The sequence below is a fragment of the Pseudenhygromyxa sp. WMMC2535 genome (assembly GCF_011083025.2).
The window spans coordinates 484,597-503,208 of record NZ_JABJWV010000001.1; the positions used below are offsets into that span (position 1 = coordinate 484,597).

Sequence of the window (18,612 nt, forward strand, 5' to 3'; positions counted from 1 at the left end):
GATGCTGTGGGCACGTGGGGGACTTCGTGCTAGCGTGGGCGCGTGTCGAAGAATGTCTTCGCCAACGGCATGGCCATCGCCTGCAAGGCGGGCTCGGGCAAGGTCGTCTCGGCGTTCCCGAGCGTGTGCTCCAGCCCGCCTGGACCGCCGAGCGGCCCGGTGCCGGTCCCCTACCCGCTGTCGTCGTTCTCGCGCGATCTCGAGAAGGGCTCGAAGCGGGTCAAGATCGGGGGCAAGCCCGTGGCGCTGCAGGGGCAGAGCTTCTATCGCAGCAAAGCGCTCGGCAACGAAGCTGCCACGCGAAACTTTGGAGCCTCGCTCGTCACGCATCAGATCGCCGGTAAGACGCAGTTCTCCTCGGGCTCGATCGACGTCAAGGTCGAGGGCAAGAAGGTCTGCCGCCACCTCGACATGACGACCTCGAACCATGGAAGCGAGCCGGGTGAGGGGCCGTCACCGGAACTAGAAGACATGGCCGTGGACCCCCCTGCGGTCAGCGAGCAGCTCGACAAGTGCCCGTGTTGCAAGGGCCCTCTCCATGCGAACCAGTTCGACCCGAACACGAGTAGCCCCTACGAGCCCATCGATGAGCTCGAGTGGTACAAGGTGGCGCTCGACTATCACGAGAAAAAAAGTCGCGGGGATTGGCTCGTTCCTGGCGCAGCAGCGGCCTGGCTGGGCAGGTCAGCTCGACGCGCAGACCGGACAGCCCAACCAGACCAAGATCGACAACGCACGTGCGCAGCTCGACAAGACCCGAGCAGACTTTCAACCGAGGTGGATTCGATCCTGATCAATGGGCGAGCGTGACCTCGTGGCGATGGACAGCGGCATAGGTGGCCCAAACGGCGCGCCAGCGTTTCGAGATGACGAGGGCTCGCAGTGCGAGCGTTCCTCGCAGGCCAGGCACCTCCCAGGACTGCGCGGGGCGCTTGACGCGGCGTTGCATCGTCCAGCAGGTGCTCTCGGTCGCGCCGCTACCAATGGGCAGGTTGGCCGCGTACGACGACGCATAACGCATCAGTGGTTTGCGATGGCGTATGTAGCTGAGCGCGGCCGCGACCGCCGTGCGAGCGGTCGTGTCCCGGCCCGGCAGTCGCTTCGCCCGTTCCAGAAGACCTCGCCAGATCCGCTCGATCGCTCCGTCGTCGCGCAGGAGCTCGCCGCGATACCAGCTCTTCATGTTGAAGGGATCGCCCTCGGGCTCGCAGGCATCCACGACTGCATCGAGGTAGTTGCTCGTCAGGTGCTCGAAGTCGATCAAGGTCCGGACCTTCGCGTCGCTCGGCAGCACTCGAGCCAACGCCTCGGGCAGCGCACGCAGCTCGGGCGCGGCGTCTTGGACCACGTGAACCGGGAGCTGTGGGTGGCTACGGAGGATCCACGCCACGTCCGCCGCGACCCGCTCGGCGAGCTTTCGGACGTCCTCCCCCGCATCGGCTGCGTATCGCCAGGTGTGCAGCTCCTGTCCCTCCGCGTCGGGGATGGTGACGCTGCCCACCCACGCCTTTCGCCAGTGGTGCTCCTTGGGGGGCGGCGGCTTGCGGACGTACTCCGCGAGCCGCCGCTTCGGTCGCGCCGCCTCCGCGAGGTCGGCGTCGAGCTGCTCAGCCATGCGCACCGAGAAGCGATCGAGCCCGCAGCTGATCGAGGCCACTCCCGGCGGGATGGCCTCCACGGCCCTGCTCGCGGCCTCGAGCATGTCGACGTCTTCGACGATGTCGGCGGACATCAGCTTGACGCGCTTTTCGAGCAACGAACGGCTCGGAGGCCGCATCCCGACCACCCTCAGGATGTTCTCGAGCTCGCGGCTGTTCAGGTCCGCGCTCAGCTCACCAGCGATGCGGGCGAAGTCGGGGGTCAAGCGTCGGGCGATCATACCGACGCACAGCTCCAGCGGCTTGATCGTCGGCCCGTTGTGCACGCCGAGCTCCCGGTAGAGCGCCTCCTCGATCGTGTGCGGCCCCCAGCGTCCGTGGTAGGTCGCCGACGACCGCTGCGACAGGCGAGCGTAGCGTCGGCCTCCGACCTCGACCACGTCGGCCTCCGAGACAGACTCGCGCAAGTCGTCGTCCTCACGCTGCCACAGCACGTCTCGCATCAGCTCCGCCTCCAGATCACGCCGCTGCTCGAAGGTCGCATCTGGCCCGAGCTGCTCGTCGACCTTCTGCTTGATCATCGCCGCGAGCTTCCGCACCAGCTCACTGTTCGGCTTCTTGGGCTGCTTCTTGGGCTTTTTCCGGCTTGCCATGGTGACCTCCAGCCCAGCATGATCTCAGACCTCGGAAACCACAACCGGAGAGTCGCCGTCCTCCTGCAACGCGCTGGGGAGCCTGCTCAGGATCGGATCCGCCCCGCTTTCAACGCCTCGTCGACGCGCAGAACGAGGACCCGCCTTGTGAAAACCTGACGAACAAGCCTGAGGACCAGGGGTGTCGGACCTACCTCAAGAAGACCAACCCTGAGCCTCGTACATCTGAGCCCGGAGTTCGTCATGAGTTGGGCTTCAGAAACAAGGTACGACGGGACTGCATTCAGGAATATCGAAATAAGGGCTATCAGTGCAGCTCACACTCGGAGATTTGCCACAAGACCCCCCTTTCCGCGGGTGGATGTCCCTTACATCAACCTAACCTCATCCCCAAAGACGTCCTCAGTCCCTCATGCTCCGAACTCGATGACGCACAAACCCGCCTACAAGGCCTCGCCGCCGACCTCCACGCAAAATGAGAGAGTACACTTTCGCCAGTAAAACCCTCATGTCGGGCGGTCGCGGGTTCCACTGGGCCAGTCCACCACCGGCAGATGTTGGTGCAGAGCACAATCTCCGCTCCGAGAAGCCAGAGCCGGTCATCTATGCGGTCCTCGCTCGCGCGCGTGCAGGAGACTTCAGCTGCTTCCACCACCTGGTTCGCACGATGGAGGCCCACGACGACGCGTGGGTCTGGGGAGTTGGTGCGGAGCTACTCTCCCACGCAGCGCCAACGTCACTGCTGCGCTCGCTCCCCTCGACGTTGAAGCCTGTCGAGCAGGACTTCCCCGCCTGGGCCGACGTCCACGCCCAGTGGACGATCGAGATCCTCGGCATGAGCAACTATCTGTGGACGGCGCCAGTGATCTTCGATCTGTATCGGGGCATCGAAAACAAACTCAAATACAGCTCCGCGTGCTTCATGCTCTCGCGCCTCCTCGAACCCGAGTGGGGCCCTGTGTTCTTCGGTCCAGAGGAGCTCCCCCCACACCCGGACGAGCCCGACTGGTACATCCCGCCCAAGGAGTACGACGTCGCCAGCTACCTCGAGGGCACCGCGGCCAAGATCGCCGAAGTCACCGCATCGCTCCCTTCGCACTCGTGCGTGTGGGGCGGCCGGGTGCTCGCGCTCGAAGACATTGCCCGCGAGGCCATCGTACACATCCGCGAGCGCCGCGAGCCCGACATCACCTACACGCACCGGATGCTGCTCGAGGCCTACACGGGCTGCGACCTCACCGGCTTCTACCTCGACAACGGTCGCCACGACACCATCGCCGCCATCGCCATGCTCGAGCAGCTGCTCGAGACCGGCAACCTCGACCAGTACGAGCCAGGCGTCCGCTACTTCTTTGGCCGGCGAGTCCCCGATTAGCGCGCGATGCAGATCACGACGAACACCACGCCACTGCTCGCAGCGCTCGCGGTCGCGACCGACAAGCTCGGCCACGACCACTGCGTCGTCGTCGCGCGGAGTAGCTATGCGGTGATATCGAGCGGCGCGACGATCTCGACTGACCAGCCCGCGCCCTTCGTCCATGCCGACGTCCACACGGGCGACCCGGGGACCAGCAGCATCGCCTGGGAAAGCGATTTTTGCCGCTACAAGCCACTGACCGATGTCATCGTGCTCGGCCGTGCCATCGCACCTGGCGGCACCCCTGTACGTGAACTACCAGTTCGGCTCGAAGTCAACGGGCGAGGCAAGGACGCGCTCGTCTCGGGCGAGCGCCACTGGACCTCGTCCGGCAGGTTCGCACGCGCATCGTCCCCGCTCCCCTTTTGCCAGATACCTCTGACCTGGGAGCACAGCTTTGGCGGCGCAGACTCACAAGGCCAGGTCGATCCCCGCAACCTCGTGGGTGTCGGGTATGCAGACGTCCTGCCCAACGTCGAGGCCGTCGACGCGCGTATCCTGTCGCGTTCGGATCGTCCTCGACCGCATGGGTTCGCGTGGGTCGGTCGCTCCTGGCAACCACGGATCTCCTGGGCAGGCACCTACGACCAGCGGTGGAGAGAGCAGATCTGCCCGCTTCTCCCCGAGGACTTCGACGAGCACTATTTTCAGTCGGCCCCCGCCGACCAGCAGTTCCCACACTTTCGAGGCGGTGAGCGAATTCGCTGCGTCCACATGTCCGAGGTGCCGGTCGTCGAATTTGTCGTGCCAAGGGAGGAGCTTTGGATCCACTTTGCGTTCGTCGACGGAGTTCGGTCGAGCCGGGCTGTCCTCGACACGGTCGTGGTGGAGCCGCACCTGCATCGCATGCACCTGACCTGGCGCACCTCGACCCGACTACCCAAGCAGCTCACTCGCCTCAGAGGTGTCCACGTCGGCGAGCGACCCGTCCGTGACGGGCCGATAGGTTACCGCCGTGGTAAGCCGCTGTTCGAGAGCCTGGGCACCTACCTGCGCTGGCGAGCTCGAGCCCGCGAGGAGTCTCGCCGATGAACGGGACCTCACTCGGACTTCGGCTCGACGCCGCGGGCTTGTGTTGTCCAGCAGGGACGTACGCCGAGGCCGCTTGTGCGGCGATGCGGGCCGGAATTGCGGTCATCGAAGCGCTCGACGAATTGCTCGGACTCGATGTCGATGGTGAGTCGATTTACGGATCCTATCTGAGCGTCGTCGGTGCGCGAAGCCAGCGCGATCGCGCGACCGCGCTCCTCGAATGCGCGCTCGATGATCTCGCGCGCCGTGTTCCGCAGCACGCTCTCGCTCGCTGTCCCGCGATCCTGGTCACCCGCGATGGTCGACCCAGGACAGCGCAAGCCCTGCTGGATCGCATGCCCAACCGCCAACTCACCGCGACCATGCGTGGCGGCAGCCCGACGGCCTTCGACGCCCTCCCCGCGGCAGCACGCTGGATCGCAGAGGGCGCGCCTCATGTTCTGTTGTGCGCGGTCGACTGCCAGCTCGGAGCGCTCGAGCTTCAGGCCCTACGCCAGAGCAGGCGACTGCGCGAGCCGGGCAACCCGCACGGCATCATCCCCGGAGAGGCTGCTGCGTGTTTGTTGGTGTCCGCCTTCGATGCGCATCGTGGCGGCCTCGAGATCGCGTCCCACGGAGCTGCCCACGAGGTCGCCACGCTGCTCAACGACGCGCCCGTGCGTGGCCTTGGGCTGACCGAGGCGATCCGCAGCGCGCTCGTCAGCGCTCGAGTCGACATGGACCACGTCGGTTGGCGGCTCGTGGACCACGCAGACGAGACCATGTTCGTCAAAGAACACGACATGGCGCTCGCCCGCTTGCTCCGTGCCCCGCGGTCCGACGTGCCGACTTGGCAGCCCGCAGCGTTCATCGGCGACGTCGGTGCTGCCAGCGGACTCGTGGAGATCATCTGGGCCATGCAGGCCTGGGCTCGGGGATATGCGCCAGGACGAGTCGCGCTGTGCACTTGCAGCGACCCTTCCGGCCCCCGAGCAGCGGTCGTCGTGCGAGACCCTTGGGCCGACACACAATCGGGCCGCCGGCTCAAAAGCGGAAGTTGACCCCCGCGATCGCGTAGAGCGGAGGCGCGAGCAGATCGAAGCGCCCGTGCTGCTCGTAGCCACCGCGCGCCCACAGCTCCATGTGACGCCACGGCAGCCCTCCGACCCGCAGCCCGTAGCGCATCGTGGCGCCCGTCGGGCCATACCACCCGTCTCGGACCCCCTCGTACACGAAGCGCTCGTAGGCCGCGCTGTGCTCCAGGCGAACGCCCCACTGCTGATCCCAGCTCAGCTCCGCGGCGATGAACCACCGCTTTGGGTACCACCCCGGCATGGTGATCAGCTCCGTGCCAATACCCAGGGCACCGACGGAGCGGTTCGAGAGCCCGCGGAGCACGAGGTCCAGCTCCACGGGCCACGCGAAGCGGCCGAGCGCGAGGGCGTCGACCCGGGCGCCCGCTTCCCAGCGCCAGTCGCCAAAGTCGGGCTGGGTCATGGGCAGCGCGAAGCGAGTCGCCAGCACCAAGCTGCGCTCGCGGGGCAAGAAGAGCGCGCGGGCGTAGCCGAGGGACCACGCCAGCGTCGCGCCGTCGAGCCCGAGCTCGGTCCCGACCACGTTGGCCCCCGTCTCCGGCGAGGGCCGCTGACCCAGACCAGCCCCGGCCAACATCGCCGTCAGCGCCAGTGAAGTCAGGGCACTCATTCGAGCTCCAGCCCTTCGAGGTAGTCGCGGATCACCGGCACGGTGTCCGCCGCCTTCGCCCACACCACGTCCGTGTGACCGGCGTCGGCGATCTCGACGATCCGCGCGTCCACGAACAGGGCGTCTGCCGAAGCTGAAATTCGGTGCCCAGATCGATCGAGAGCCCGCCAGTGATGAACAACACCTCGGCCTCGACCTCGCCCAGGCGGGGCGTCCAGTCGAAGTGCGTGGCCTCGATCTGCTCGAGGTAGAGATCCAGCAGCACGGCCGCCCCGACCCGCCAGTTGGGGCTGGGATCCTCCAGCCGCGCGTTGGTCTCCTCGAGCAGCAACAGCGAGGTCACGTAGTCGGCGCGGGCGTGGTCCTGCATCGAGACGAACTGCCGCGCCCACAGCAGGTCGCCGAGGTGCTCGGCGAAGTAGTCGAAGTCGAAGTCGTCCTCGAGCTCCTCGATGTCCCAGCGCAGCCGCCCCGGCTCGGCCAGGATCGCCCCCGCGACCCGCTCGGGGTGAGCGTTCATGTACATCCCCGCGTACTGTCCTCCCCAGGAGTGACCCAGGAGCACGACGCGGCGGTCCGCGGCGAAATGATCGACAACCTGCTCGAGATCCCCGAGGTAGGCGTCGAGGGTCAGCGCCTCGATCCCGTGGCGCTGGGACAAGCCCGCGCCGCGCTGGTCCCAGAACACCCAGAAGTAGTCGTCCGCCAGGCTCTCGCCCGCGATCGGCTCGACCAGGCGCAGCAGGTAGCGGTAGTCGTTCCCGGGTCCGCCGTGGAGGACCACGATCACCGGATCGTCGGGGTCGCCAAAGGTCTCGAGGTGGACCCGCGTGTCGGCGAGATCGAGCGCCGGGAGCTCGGGGTCGTCGAGGACCGTCGCCGGCACGAGGTTGCCGGGCTCGCTCGGATCGAGGCAGCCGAAGATGGCGAGCGCGCCGAGGAGCGCGAGCCGTGGACGAGGCACTGTCAGCATCGCTGCTTGAGTCACGCGAGCCGTCCAGAATTCCCGACGGTCCGAATTCCCGACGTCCTGGACTCCCGCGGGATCGGCTCAGGTGTCGGCGCAGTGAGCCGCGAGGATCTCGGGCTGCGCGGCCCGCCATGAAGCGAAGGCCCCGAGCCCGATCGCCGCCGCGAGCAGCGGCCGCGACGTCCACCGCGGCCAGCGCACGAGCGGCGCCCGCAGCCGCGCCTGGGCCCCCGAGAGCGCGCGCATCAGCGGGATCCCGAGCCCGATCTGGATCCCCGCCGTGGTCGCGAACAGGACGGAGAAGCCGGGGTCGTAGTTGAGCAGCCCGCCGAGGGCCAGACCCGCGATCCCCAGGTTGGCGAGCACGACCAGGGCAAAGCCCCACGCTCGCAGGCGATAGAGGCCGATGATCCCCACGATCATCGTCAGCGCGCACGCCAGGTCCGTCAGCGCGTAGCCCAGGGAGCCCGGCTCGTCATGGTTGAGCGCCGACGCCAGCAGGGTCTCGACGTCGGCGACCGCGAACACCAGCATGACGACCACGAGCTCGCGGTGGCGGATCAGCGGGAAGCCGCCGTCGGGCGCGTGGACGTCGAGGGGGAGCTCTCCCAGGGACCACAGCCCGATCCCCGACGCGAGCAGCAGCGTCGGCATGAGCAGCGGCAGCGTCCCGAGCTCGGTCCACAGCCCCACGGACGCCGCCAGCAAAGAGGACCACCAGCACGCGCGCACCAGCAGCTGGGTCCACGTGCGCTGGCGAGCCACGAGCACCGAGGCGAGCACGAAGCCAGCGACGTGGACGAGGCCGTAGCGCAGCACGCCGCCGGGGCTGACCCAGTCGCAAGTCGAAGCACCCAGGGGATGGGCGAGCACGCTGACCGCGAAGGCGACGAGGACCAGGCACGAGAGCAGCGCCGCGAGCACACGAACACGCGCCGCTCGGCGCTGGCGCGCGTCGAGCTCGGCGAGCATGGCTTCCGGTCCCCCGAGCGCGGGGCTCGTCGACCCCAGCCACCCGCGCGCTTGGTCCAGGACTTCGTCGTAGGCTGCGCTCAAGGCTCTCCCTCTCCTTCGATCTGCGCGCGCACGAAGGCCTCGGCGCGCTGCCTGCGGGCGTGGAGCGTGGACACCGGGACACCGAGGAGCGCCGAGCCTTCCTTGAGCGAGCGCTGCTCCAGCACGCACAGCACGAAGGCCACCCGCAGGTCCGCGTCGAGCTGATCCAGGGCCAGGTAGAGGCGCCGCACCGCCTCGCGCCCGCGGACCGCGTCTTCGACGTCCTCCCCCTGCCTCGCCGGCTCCGGCAAGGCCGCGTCCAGGCGACGGCGACGGCTCCGCTTCGCCACGTGGGCCCGCGCGACGTTGATGGCGATCCCGTGCAGCCATGTCGAGAGCGCCGAGCGATCCTCGAAGCGATCGAAGTGCTCGTGCGCCCGGATGAAGGTCTCGTTGACGAGATCCTCGACGCAGCTCGGGTTACCCGTGATCGCCACGATCTGCCGAGCCAGGCGCGGGCCGTGATCGCGGTAGCAGCGAGCCAGCCGCTCGCGCTGCGCGTCCTCTCGCTCATCCGCGCGCACGGGCACCTGCGCCACAGACGCGGCTGTGGTCATGGGGGTCGTGGGCATCCAGACGGTGAGTCGCGTGGGAGTTGTGTTTTTCCCGACCGGATTCGAACATGGCCCCGCGTGTCATGACGGCGCCAGCCTAGGAGATGACGCTCGCGCCACCGGGTCTGCCCCGTCGCTGTACGCAGGCACTCACTCGGCGAGGTCTCAATCTTCGACCGAGGTCACGACGCCGTAGATGGCCCCGCGGCTGACCCAGCCGTTGATCTTGCCGAGGTTGTTGGCGATCAGGAAGCGCCGCTTGCTGCCCTGCCCCTGGACCGCCTTGACGAGGTGGACCAAGACATTGCCCCGAAGTCGGCACATGACAGCGTCGTCGATCGTGGGCTCGATCCGCGGATCGAGGGTCACGAGCTGGCCGCTCTCGATCCGCCCGCGCATCGAGCCGCCATGCGGGCGACAGCGGGTGACCTGACCAGCGCGAAGCTGGGCGATGCTTCGATCAGCCCAACTCACGAAGCGGCTCCTCGATGCGATAGCGCGGCGCGAGGGCCTCGGCGAGCTCGCGCGAGCGCTCGCTGTCGGCGAGGTGGCTGCGGCCGCGAGCCCAGGCCAACAGGGCGTAGATCCCCGTCAGCTCGCGGGCGAGGACGAGGGCTCGGCGCTGGCGAGCGCCCATGGGCGCGGTCCAGCGGGTCCTCAGCTTGGATTTGAGTTCGCGCAGCTCGGCCTCCGAGGCTCGTCGCTGGGCGTGGATGAGGTGCATGTCGATACGTGTATTCATGGTTTCTTTCTCGAAATTGGGTGATTCGGTCGAGTCATCGGAGCAGCTTCAAGCTGCCGGTCATGGGTCGGACGCGGCTTCGATCGGCAATGGGCTCGAGCCCGATCGCCATCAGCGCGCCGTCCCAGGGAGGATCGGGCTCACGGATCGCTCGGTGGGGGATCGCCAGGCGCAGCAGCTCGCGCTCGAGGGCCACGAGGTGGCCCTCGTCGCGAGCTGCGAGCGCCACGGCGATCGTCCCGCTGGCCAGACCTCCCGGTGCAGACTCGCCTGCAGCGTGAATCAGCTGCGCGGCCAGAACCCCACGGGGCAGGTCCTCACGGACCAAGCAGTAGTGTGTGAGCGTCTGCGCTCGACGGGAGTCGAACCCGCTAGGTTTCGGGTGCTTACCCCCAAACCCCATACCGATGGCCGAACGCGAGCGTTCGTGCCTGACAACCTGCACGAGGAGCGACCCAAGCCAGCGAATCAATCCGCGCGGATCGTCTTCGCTCGTCGTGCTTTGTCCCTGACTCCGGGAGGGACAACCAAGGCTGTCAAGCTCGCATGGGCCCAACCCTAGCGGAGGATCCTTCGCTGTCAAGAACGAGTTTGCGGCTCGAAGAACTCAGGCGAAGCTCGGCCGCGGTGCCGGTGGCGCGCCCTCACTCCACCCGGGGCATCAGCGGAAACCCGAGGTAGGTCTGCCTCGCAACCTGTGCGAGGAAGTGCAGAATCCCCGAGCAGCCGACCATCAGGTCTGCCGTGTGCACGTAGGCGTTTTCAACGGTCCAGGTCAGCCCACCATTCGGCGTCGCATGACCGACGGCGGTCAGCAGCTCCGCGATCGCCAGCGCGCGGTCGAGCCACTCTTCATCATCGAGCATGCGCCAGGCTTCGAGGTAGATCTCACCGAGCCCCGCGAGGCCGTGACAGACCCCGAGGTTGCCGGCTCGCACGTCGCGTGGGTGGATCGCCAGGGCTCGGCGAGCGACCTCGGCCGCGGCCGCGTCCTTGCGCGAGCGCGCCAGCTTGGCGTAGGCCAGCGCGATCCCGGGCGAGCCGTGGCACCACCACTTCCACGGCTCGGCGTGCTCGCTGCCGTAGGGCCACTGGAGGGCGTGGCCGGCCTCGCTCCTGAGGCCGTCGAGCCACGCGAACGCGCGATCGGCCGCGCGCGCAGCCTCGACGCCGGAGGCCTGCTCCGCGCCTTCTCGGGCAGCGCAGCGCTCGGCGTGATCGAGCAGGAAGTAGGCGATCCCCGAGGCGCCGTGGGCGAAGCCCGTCAGCGCCTCGCCCGACATCCCCGACACGCCCTCGGGCATGAGCCACGACCCGTCTGCCTCCTGGGTCGAGAGCAAGTACGCGACCGCGGCCTCGCGCTGGGCGCTCAGCTCGAGCCCTTCGACCAGCTGCTCGGCGGCCACGCAGGCCAGGCCCTGACCGGCCGCGCCGTGGGTCAGGTCCGGCCAGTCGATCGGGCCGCGCAGGCGAGCCAAGACCGGCTCGAGATCCGGCGTCGACCACAGCCCCGCGCGGCGAGCCTCGAGCAGCGCCAGGGCGACCCCGGCCTCGCCAAAGTGCAGACCGGGGAGCGGGTCGGCGGGCGGCTCGGTGGTCAGCCAGGTCGCGGCCTGGCGGGCGCGCTCGCTCGTCGCCGGGGTCTCGAAGCCGAGCTCGGCCAGGCGGGCGATCGCGTAGAGTCCTCCCGCGACGCCCTTGTTGGCGTCGCGGGCGAGCGTGGCCTGGGCCGCGTGCTCGGGGATCGTCCGGCCCTGGATCGCCGTGGTCGCCCACAGGCCCGTGTCTGGATCGATCGCCACCCCCTCGATGAGCCCGGCGAGGCCGCGCTCGACCGCGCGCGCGGCCGCGTCCATGAGCGCCTGTGGCCGTGATGTCGCCCGCGGCCCTGGGCTCGCTCGCGGCCCCGGGCTCACCCGCGAGCGGGCGCGCGCGAGGCTGTCCGCGAGCACGCGCCGCAGCGCCGCGACCGTCGGCCGGGCGTCGGCGTCGGCGTGCAGGGCCGCGACGATCGCGTCGAGGAGCGGACCCTCGTCGCAGCCCATCATCGCGCACAGGCGCGCGCGCATCTCCACGGGGTCGTCCGTGGCCAGGCGCCGCGGATCCAGCCCCGTCAGCGTCAGGACCATGCACGCGCCGAGGGCGTGGACGTCGTCCGCGGGCGTGGGCTGCTCGCCGGCCTGCTGCTGGGGCGACATGAAGCCCGGAGTCCCGGCGCCATAGGCCGGCTCGTCCGAGCCGATGGCGTGGGCGAGCTCGAGGTCGAGGAGCTTGACCCGGTCGTCCTCGCCGACCCAGATGTTGTTCGCGGACAGGTCACGGTGGAGGTAGCCGCACGCGTGGACCGCAGCCACGGCGTCGACGAGGTCGGCGAGGATCGACAGCCCGCGGAGCTGTGCCTCGCGCGTGGCCGCGGCCCAGCTCCCGCTGGCGAGGAGCTCCTCGGCCACGGACTCGATCGAGCGTCCGTCGAGGAAGTCGACCGCGAAGTAGCCGTGGCCCTCGACCTCGAAGTACCCGCCCCCGGCCGGGACGCGCTCGCTCGGGGCGAGCGCGCGGTGGATCGCCGCCTGGTGAGCGAGGCGCGCGCGTGCGTCGCGGCCATGGGCGTCGATGCGATGGTGGAGATAGCCCTGCTTGAGGACCACGACCCGCGCCGATTCACGACATTGCAGATCCAGGGCGAGGTAGGTTCCCCCCCAAGATCGGGCGTGGATCAACCCGGTCACGAGGTAGCCTGGCCCGAATAGAGAATTGCCACGAATATCCGCAGACAGCTCGGGCCGGGGTCGGGCCAATCCATCGAATGGGTCGCCCGCCCACTTTGGGGGAAGATGCGGGATCGTGTATTCGTCCTCGATGAACTCTCCCGATGGCGTTTGCAGCATGAGCCTCGGGATCCCCAGACGATCGACGCGGATATGGGGCTCGAACCCACCGTAGCGCGTGTACACGATCGCGCCGACATGCCAGTCGGTGCGCACGATGGGGCCGGATAGGTCTTCGGTCAGCTCGACGAGTTCGCGCGCGAGCTCGGCCCCGACGCGGTCGGACTCGGGGTAGATCGTCACGACCTTGCCGACCTGCTGCGGGCCATACTCGCCGTCGTTGAGCCGGCGCAGGTGGTCGGCGTCTCGCACGAATTTGAACGGAATCCCGCGTTCGAGCAGCACCGGGGACACGCGCTCGAGCAGGGCTGGGGCGTCGATCGGGGTGCTCGTCAGGTGCAGCTTCCAGCCCGCGCGACGGGGCGTCTTGCTGACCACGGCCCAGGGCCCGCGCAGGTGTGGGCTCGCGCCCAATCGACGCGCCAGCTCGGCGTAAGCGTCGGGTCCTTCATAGCCACTCATCGCCACAATCACGTTCATCGGCGAGCACCCTACCCTACCCATTCGGTAATCGCAATGAGCATTGTGTTTTCTCATCACTTAATTCGATTAAATGAATGACGACACGATAACCAATGCAATAGGCTGAAAAACCATGGCAATCACAAAGGATAAGCTCCAACAAATTGCGGCGATCGCTCAGGGCGACGCCCAGTTCTTCCACAACCTCGCGTTCAAGCCGGAGGCCGCCGTAGGCTCGCTGCAATTCCTGACGCAAGAAGAGAAAGACTCGTTCTCCGTGCTCAACCCCAACACGGCGATGGCCGCGGTGATTGGGGCCATGGGGACGACGGCGTTTGGCTGCGACCCGACCTGCGGCAACGACAGCTGCGGCTACACCTGCGGCAACCGCAGCTGCCTCGACACTTGCGCGAAGTCGTGCGAGTCGACCTGCGGGGCAAGCTGTGGCCACACCTCGGGCGTCATCCTCAGTACCTAATTAGTCGGGGTTTGATCCCAATCCATGTATATGGATTGGCCGGGTCGATGGTTTTCGACCCGGCCATTTTCATTGGTGGTACTCGAACTCGGCGGTGAAGCGATTCAAGCGTGGAGTTGGAGCCAAGCAGCGCTGACTTCGACCATGGCCCTCGGGCTGGTAGACCAGCCTGTCGAAAGCGCCACTCGGCGAACCAGCAGGGTCTCCGGGGCAACACTGCGCGGCTCGACCTGCGAGCCGAGAGTTCCAGCTCTCAAGCGGGGGAGCCGGCGAGGTCCAGGCCATAGGCCGGCAGGATCTCGCCGGTCAGCCGCTGGAGCTCGAGGCGCGCGCGCAGATAGTCCAGCTGGGCCTGCAAAATCGCCGTGTCGGCGTCAGCGACGTCGTCGATGCGCAGCAGCACGTCGTAATTGGTGGCCTGGCCGAGCTCGAAGCGCGCGCGCTCGAGCTCGAGGTTCTGCTCGGCGAGGGCGAGCGAGAGATGGCCGAGCTCGAGGCGCTTGCTGGCGCTGCGCAGCTCGTTGGTCGCGCTGACCACCGCGCTGGCCGTGTTCATGCGCAGCTGCTCGAGGTCCTGCTCGGCCAGGCGCAGCTGGGCGGCGGCGCGCTGGTGCCTGCCCCGCGCGGTCCGGTTTTGGATCGCCCAGCTGAAGTCGAGGGCGCCGGATACGGTGTACTCGGCGAACAGCCCGTCCTCGGACACGTCGTCGCTGATGAAGTTGCCAAAGGCCTCGCCCCAGCTGCCGTCGATGGCCGCCGTACCCTCCTGGGCGTCGGCGAAGGTGTCGACGCTGCGCCCCTGGGGCGAGAAGCTCGCGGTGAAGTCGAGCTGCGGGAGGCGGTCGCGGGCGGCCACGGTCTCGTCGATCCGCCGGCTGGCGACGGCGAGCTGCAGCTGGCGCACGCGCGGGTCGTTGGCCATGGCGGTCTCGATCGTCGCGTCGACGTCCACGGGCTCGACCGCGAACTCGTCCGGCGCGGTGGTCGGGATCACCCCCAGCGGGCGACCGGGCTCGTAGCGCTGACCCATCGAGGTGCGCAAGCGCAGGCCCGCGTCGAGCAGGCGGTTCTCGGCGACGATGACCTCGGCCTCGCGCTGGGCCAGGCCCTGCTCCACGGCCTGGGCCTCGATCGCCGGGAGCTGACCGGTCTCCACCTTGGCCGAGGTGTCGGCGAGCTGGCGGCGCGAGAGTTCGACGGCGCGGCGCTTGTTGGCCAGGTCGCGCTCGGCGTAGAGCGTGTCCCAGTAGGCCGAGACCAGGTCGTCGACGAGCACCTGGGCCGTGCTCAGCTGCTCGGCCTCGGCGATCGAGCGCGCGATCTTGGCCTGCTCGATCGGCGCGCGGTTGACCTTGACCCCGACCCCGCGCAGCAGCGGGTGCGAGAAGCTCAGCGTCGGCCGGATCAGGTATTGGTCGAGGGGCGCCGAGCCCAGCGAGAGGTCGAGGAAGCTGATCGGCTGGTCGGTCGTCGTGCGGCTCATGTCGAAGCGCAAGGCGATCGTCCCGCCGCTCTCGAGCCTGCGCGAGACCCCGAGGTAGCCGCTGAACTCCCGCGATCCGGTGCTGAACACGAAGGCCGAGCCGCGCGGCACGGACTTTTGGACCTCGACCCCAAAGCCCGCCGTGAGCGTGACGTCGAAGGCCCCGAGCGCGGTGAGGATGTCGGCCTCGCTGATCTCGACCTCGATCAGCTGGGCGCGATACTCGTAGTTCTCGGTCAGCGCGGCCGCGATCACCTCGCTGAGCTGGAGCGACTCGGCCGCGAAGGGCAGGCTGTCCTCGGTGCTCGCGTAGTCCGGCTCGGGGAAGGGCTCGGAGCCGTCGGTGTCGACCCCGGCCTGCCCTTCATGGAGCTGCTCGCCTTGGACTTCGCCTGGAAGCTCGCTGGGCGGCGCCGCCAGGGCCACGCTCGGGACCAGGACCATCGCCAAGACGATCGGCAGCATGACCTCGGCGCGCCCGCGGTCCACGGCCGTGCCGCGCTTTTCGGCGATGCGCGCGAACAGCCTCGCCGCGTCGTCGAAGATCGAATAGATCACCGGGATCGCCAGCAGCGTGAGCAGCAGCGAGAGGGTCTGGCCGCCGACGACGATCGTCGCCATCGCCCGCGAGAGCCCCGAGCCGATGCCGTGCGAGAACACCATCGGCAGCATGCCGGCCACGAAGGCGATCGTGGTCATGAGGATCGGCCGCAGGCGCTGGTGGTTGGCGGTCAAGATCGCCTCGCGCCGCTCCATGCCCTGCTCGCGCAGCTGGTTGGCCTGGTCGATCTGGAGGATCGAGTTCTTCTTGACCACGCCAAAGAGCACGAGCAGCCCGAGGATCGAGAACAAGTTGAGCTGCTGACCAAAGAGCACGACCGAGGCGAAGGCGAAGGGCAAGGTCAGCGGCAGCGCGAGCAGGATGGTCAGCGGGTGCAGCCACGAGTCGAACTGCGCCGCGAGCACCAGGTACATGAACACGAAGGCGAGCAAGAAGGCCAACACGAAGGCCTGGCCCATCTTCTCGAGCTCCTTGGTCTGCCCGAGCGGGACGGCCTTGTAGCCCGCTGGCATGTCGAGGTCGGCGATGATCTCCTGCAGCGCCGTGATGATCGCGCCCTGGGCCGCGCCCGGGGCCACGTTGGCGCCGATGGTGATCTGGCGCTCGCGCGAGAGCCGGTTGATCACCGAGGGCCCGAGCCCGCGGTCGACGTCCACGACGTCGGAGAGCGGGACCTGGCCCACCGTCTGCGAGGGCACGGTGAGCAGCGAGAGCAGGTTCTCGTCGAGGCGGACGTCCTCGGACGCGCGCACGAACACGTCGTACTGCTCGCCGTCCTCGGCCAGGTACTTCGACACGTTGGCGCCGCCAACGAGCAGGCTCAGGCTCGACGAGATGTCCCCCGGCGAGACGCCCAGGGCGGCCGCGCGGTCGAGGTCCGGGCGCAGGCGCAGCTCGGGGATCGGCGGGTCGATGTTGGCCTGGGGATCGACCACGCCAGGGACCTCGGCGAGCTGGGCGATGGCCTCGCGGGCGTAGCCGTCGAGGCGCTCGAGGTCGGGGCCGACGAGCGCGAACTGGACGCCCTGGGTCTGGCCGCTGCCGAAGTCGCTCACGGTCTGGACCGCGACCGTGACGCCCTCGGGGACCTTGCCAGCGAGCAGCTCGCGGGCCTGGTTCATGAGCTGCTCTTGGCTGACCTCGCGCTCCGCCGGGTCGACGAGGCGAACGTAGATTCGTGCGACGTTGGCCTGCTTTTGGGTGTTGTCGGCGATCGTCGCGAGGGTGTAGGCGACCCCGGGGATGCTCCGGGTCTCCCGGGCGATGCGCTCGCTGATCAGCGCCGTGCCCTCGATGGTCGTGTCGCTGGGTGCCTCGACGTAGAGCTCGAACTGCGCGTCGTCGTTGACGGGCATGAACCCGAAGCCAGCGGCCTTGGCCAGCGGACCGACCGCGAGCATCGAGGCGATGCAGGCGAGCACGATCACCCAGCGCCGGCGCAGGGCGAAGCGCAGCATCGCCATGTAGGCGCGCTCGACCGGGCGGTAGCAGGCGTCGACGAAGCGCGAGACCGGGCCCGGCTTGTGCGCGGCGTCCTCCGGGGGCAGCAGCCGGGCCGAGAGCATCGGCACGACCGTGAAGCTGACGACCACCGACACGGCGATGGCGCAGGCCATGGTCACGCCGAAGCTGAGCAAGAAGCGACCGACCATCCCGTCCATGAACGCGACCGGCAAGAACACCGCCATCAGCGAGAGGCTGGTCGCGAGCACCGCCAGGCCGATCTCCTCGGTCGCGGCGATCGCCGCCGGGAACGGCTTCATGCCCTTCTCGTGGATGAAGCGATGGATGTTCTCGATCACGACGATCGCGTCGTCGATCACGATGCCGACCGAGAGCGCGAGCGCGAGCAGGGTCATCATGTTGAGCGTGAAGCCCAGAATGGACATCAGCGCGAACGTCCCGATCACCGAGATCGGGATCGAGATCGCCGAGATGATCGTCGAGCGCAGATCCCCGAGGAAGAGCAGCACGATCAGCGCGGCCAGCATGCCGCCGACGAGCAAGTGCTCGAGCACGGAGTCGATGCTCGTGCGCGTCGACTCGGAGTTGTCGCGCACGATCTCGAGCGAGACCCCGGGGGGGAGCTCGCTGGCGAGCGCCTCGACGACCTCGCGGGCGGCGTAGACGACCTCGATGGTGTTGCCGCCGGACTGCTTGCGCAAGGTCAGCGCGACCGTCGACTCGCCGTCGCGGTAGGCCGCCGACTCGGCGTCCTCGATCCCGTCGTGAACATCGGCGATGTCGCGCAAGAACACCGGACGGTCGCCGAGCTGACGGACCACGATCGCGCCGATCTGCTCGGCGTTGGCCGCCCGCCCGACCACGCGCACGTTCTCGGCGGTCGCCCCGAACTCGAGGGTGCCGCCTGGGGTGTCGGCGTTGGCCCGGGCGATCGCCATCTGGACCTCGGTCGCGCCGATCTTGGCCGAGCGCATGCGGATCGGGTCGAGCTCGACCTCCACGCGGCGCTCTCGCCCGCCGATGATGTCGACCTGGCCGACGCCCGAGATCGTCTCGAGCCGGCGCCTGACGTCGTCGTCAGCGATCTTGGTCAGCTCCGCGATCGGCACGTCGCCCTGGACGGAGAGCGTCAGGATCGGCACGGCGTCGGGGTCGATCTTCTGGACCTGGGGCGCCTCGACCCCGTCGGGGAGCTCGTCGAGCACCGTCTCGACGCGGTCGCGGATGTCCTGGGCCGCCACGTCGACGCTGGTCTCGAGGGTGAACGAGGCGATCACCACCGAGACGCCCTCGCTGCTCGTCGAGGTCAGCGTGTCGAGGCCCGCGACGGCGTTGACCGCCGCCTCGATGGTCTCGGTCACGTCGGTCTCGACCGCGCTCGGCGAGGCGCCTGGATAGACGGTGGTGATCGTGAGGGTCGGGATGTCGATGTTCGGGAACTTGTCGACGCCCAGGCCCATGTAGCCGACGATGCCGACCACGATCACGACGATGTTGATGACCGCGGCAAACACCGCGCGACGAACGGAGAGACTGGCTAGCCACTGCATGATGTTGCAACCACCGGGCG

General features: G+C 68.4%; 16 protein-coding genes. 5 read left to right on the forward strand and 11 right to left on the reverse strand.

The window, feature by feature from the left end; all coding sequences use genetic code 11:
• Window positions 1-42 precede the first annotated feature (42 nt).
• The gene (locus G6O69_RS01790; RefSeq protein WP_172301791.1) at window positions 43-810 is read left to right on the forward strand and encodes a PAAR-like domain-containing protein; all 768 of its coding nucleotides are present in this window, start codon (window positions 43-45) and stop codon (window positions 808-810) included.
• Here the strand turns inward: G6O69_RS01790 and G6O69_RS01795 are convergent.
• The gene (locus G6O69_RS01795) at window positions 794-2,251 is read right to left on the reverse strand and encodes a hypothetical protein (RefSeq protein ID WP_172301792.1); all 1,458 of its coding nucleotides are present in this window, start codon (window positions 2,249-2,251) and stop codon (window positions 794-796) included. The genes G6O69_RS01790 and G6O69_RS01795 overlap by 17 nt on opposite strands.
• A gap of 508 nt (window positions 2,252-2,759) precedes the next feature.
• On the opposite strand from G6O69_RS01795, the gene G6O69_RS01800 reads away from it, so the two are divergent.
• Together G6O69_RS01800 and G6O69_RS01805 are read left to right on the forward strand one after the other, a co-directional pair.
• Window positions 2,760-3,626 (forward strand): hypothetical protein, encoded by an 867-nt coding sequence (locus tag G6O69_RS01800; protein WP_176396567.1) that lies wholly within the window; start codon window positions 2,760-2,762, stop codon window positions 3,624-3,626.
• A gap of 6 nt (window positions 3,627-3,632) precedes the next feature.
• Entirely contained in the window at window positions 3,633-4,700 is a 1,068-nt protein-coding gene (locus G6O69_RS01805) for a DUF2169 domain-containing protein (protein WP_172301794.1), read from the forward strand.
• Between the two features lie 8 nt (window positions 4,701-4,708).
• Here the strand turns inward: G6O69_RS01805 and G6O69_RS01810 are convergent, their stop codons facing one another.
• Entirely contained in the window at window positions 4,709-5,050 is a 342-nt protein-coding gene (locus G6O69_RS01810; protein WP_176396568.1) for a hypothetical protein, read from the reverse strand.
• Here G6O69_RS01810 and G6O69_RS01815 point away from each other — a divergent pair.
• Window positions 5,036-5,740 (forward strand): hypothetical protein, encoded by a 705-nt coding sequence (locus G6O69_RS01815; RefSeq protein WP_176396569.1) that lies wholly within the window; start codon window positions 5,036-5,038, stop codon window positions 5,738-5,740. The genes G6O69_RS01810 and G6O69_RS01815 overlap by 15 nt on opposite strands.
• On the opposite strand, the gene G6O69_RS01820 is transcribed toward G6O69_RS01815, so the two are convergent.
• The 8 genes from G6O69_RS01820 to G6O69_RS01855 all read right to left on the reverse strand — a co-directional run bounded on the left by G6O69_RS01820 (window position 5,724) and on the right by G6O69_RS01855 (window position 13,073).
• Window positions 5,724-6,383, reverse strand: coding sequence for a hypothetical protein (locus G6O69_RS01820; protein WP_172301796.1), 660 nt, complete (start codon window positions 6,381-6,383; stop codon window positions 5,724-5,726). The genes G6O69_RS01815 and G6O69_RS01820 overlap by 17 nt on opposite strands.
• A gap of 31 nt (window positions 6,384-6,414) precedes the next feature.
• On the reverse strand, window positions 6,415-7,347 hold the full coding sequence (locus tag G6O69_RS01825) for an alpha/beta hydrolase (protein WP_172301797.1): 933 nt from the start codon (window positions 7,345-7,347) through the stop codon (window positions 6,415-6,417).
• 87 nt (window positions 7,348-7,434) lie between these two features.
• Entirely contained in the window at window positions 7,435-8,409 is a 975-nt protein-coding gene (locus G6O69_RS01830; RefSeq protein WP_176396570.1) for a hypothetical protein, read from the reverse strand.
• On the reverse strand, window positions 8,406-8,981 hold the full coding sequence (locus G6O69_RS01835; protein ID WP_176396571.1) for an RNA polymerase sigma factor: 576 nt from the start codon (window positions 8,979-8,981) through the stop codon (window positions 8,406-8,408). The genes G6O69_RS01830 and G6O69_RS01835 overlap by 4 nt, the downstream gene beginning before the upstream one ends.
• A 147-nt stretch (window positions 8,982-9,128) precedes the next feature.
• Window positions 9,129-9,437: a hypothetical protein gene (locus G6O69_RS01840; RefSeq protein WP_255215678.1), complete on the reverse strand. Its 309-nt coding sequence runs from the start codon at window positions 9,435-9,437 to the stop codon at window positions 9,129-9,131.
• A complete protein-coding gene (locus G6O69_RS01845) occupies window positions 9,424-9,705 on the reverse strand; it encodes a hypothetical protein (RefSeq protein WP_172301801.1) in 282 nt (93 codons plus the stop codon). Before G6O69_RS01845 ends, G6O69_RS01840 begins: the two co-directional genes overlap by 14 nt.
• A gap of 34 nt (window positions 9,706-9,739) precedes the next feature.
• On the reverse strand, window positions 9,740-10,033 hold the full coding sequence (locus G6O69_RS01850) for a hypothetical protein (protein ID WP_176396572.1): 294 nt from the start codon (window positions 10,031-10,033) through the stop codon (window positions 9,740-9,742).
• 316 nt (window positions 10,034-10,349) lie between these two features.
• Window positions 10,350-13,073 (reverse strand): lanthionine synthetase LanC family protein, encoded by a 2,724-nt coding sequence (locus G6O69_RS01855; protein ID WP_172301803.1) that lies wholly within the window; start codon window positions 13,071-13,073, stop codon window positions 10,350-10,352.
• A gap of 115 nt (window positions 13,074-13,188) precedes the next feature.
• Between G6O69_RS01855 and G6O69_RS01860 the strand changes: the two genes are divergently transcribed.
• Complete coding sequence (locus tag G6O69_RS01860) at window positions 13,189-13,533, forward strand: hypothetical protein (RefSeq protein ID WP_172301804.1); 345 nt, start codon at window positions 13,189-13,191, stop codon at window positions 13,531-13,533.
• 253 nt (window positions 13,534-13,786) lie between these two features.
• Here G6O69_RS01860 and G6O69_RS01865 read toward each other — a convergent pair whose 3' ends face one another.
• On the reverse strand, window positions 13,787-18,592 hold the full coding sequence (locus G6O69_RS01865) for an efflux RND transporter permease subunit (protein WP_176396573.1): 4,806 nt from the start codon (window positions 18,590-18,592) through the stop codon (window positions 13,787-13,789).
• Window positions 18,593-18,612: the final 20 nt, after the last annotated feature.

What these genes read in the sequence shown, in the direction of transcription:
- G6O69_RS01795 (WP_172301792.1), bottom strand. Translation starts at nt 2,251, where the DNA reads ATGGCAAGCCGGAAAAAGCCCAAGAAGCAGCCCAAGAAGCCGAACAGT.
- G6O69_RS01800 (WP_176396567.1), top strand. Translation starts at nt 2,760, where the DNA reads ATGTCGGGCGGTCGCGGGTTCCACTGGGCCAGTCCACCACCGGCAGAT.
- G6O69_RS01805 (WP_172301794.1), top strand. Translation starts at nt 3,633, where the DNA reads ATGCAGATCACGACGAACACCACGCCACTGCTCGCAGCGCTCGCGGTC.
- G6O69_RS01815 (WP_176396569.1), top strand. Translation starts at nt 5,036, where the DNA reads ATGCCCAACCGCCAACTCACCGCGACCATGCGTGGCGGCAGCCCGACG.
- G6O69_RS01820 (WP_172301796.1), bottom strand. Translation starts at nt 6,383, where the DNA reads ATGAGTGCCCTGACTTCACTGGCGCTGACGGCGATGTTGGCCGGGGCT.
- G6O69_RS01835 (WP_176396571.1), bottom strand. Translation starts at nt 8,981, where the DNA reads ATGCCCACGACCCCCATGACCACAGCCGCGTCTGTGGCGCAGGTGCCC.
- G6O69_RS01845 (WP_172301801.1), bottom strand. Translation starts at nt 9,705, where the DNA reads ATGAATACACGTATCGACATGCACCTCATCCACGCCCAGCGACGAGCC.
- G6O69_RS01855 (WP_172301803.1), bottom strand. Translation starts at nt 13,073, where the DNA reads ATGAACGTGATTGTGGCGATGAGTGGCTATGAAGGACCCGACGCTTAC.
- G6O69_RS01860 (WP_172301804.1), top strand. Translation starts at nt 13,189, where the DNA reads ATGGCAATCACAAAGGATAAGCTCCAACAAATTGCGGCGATCGCTCAG.
- G6O69_RS01865 (WP_176396573.1), bottom strand. Translation starts at nt 18,592, where the DNA reads ATGCAGTGGCTAGCCAGTCTCTCCGTTCGTCGCGCGGTGTTTGCCGCG.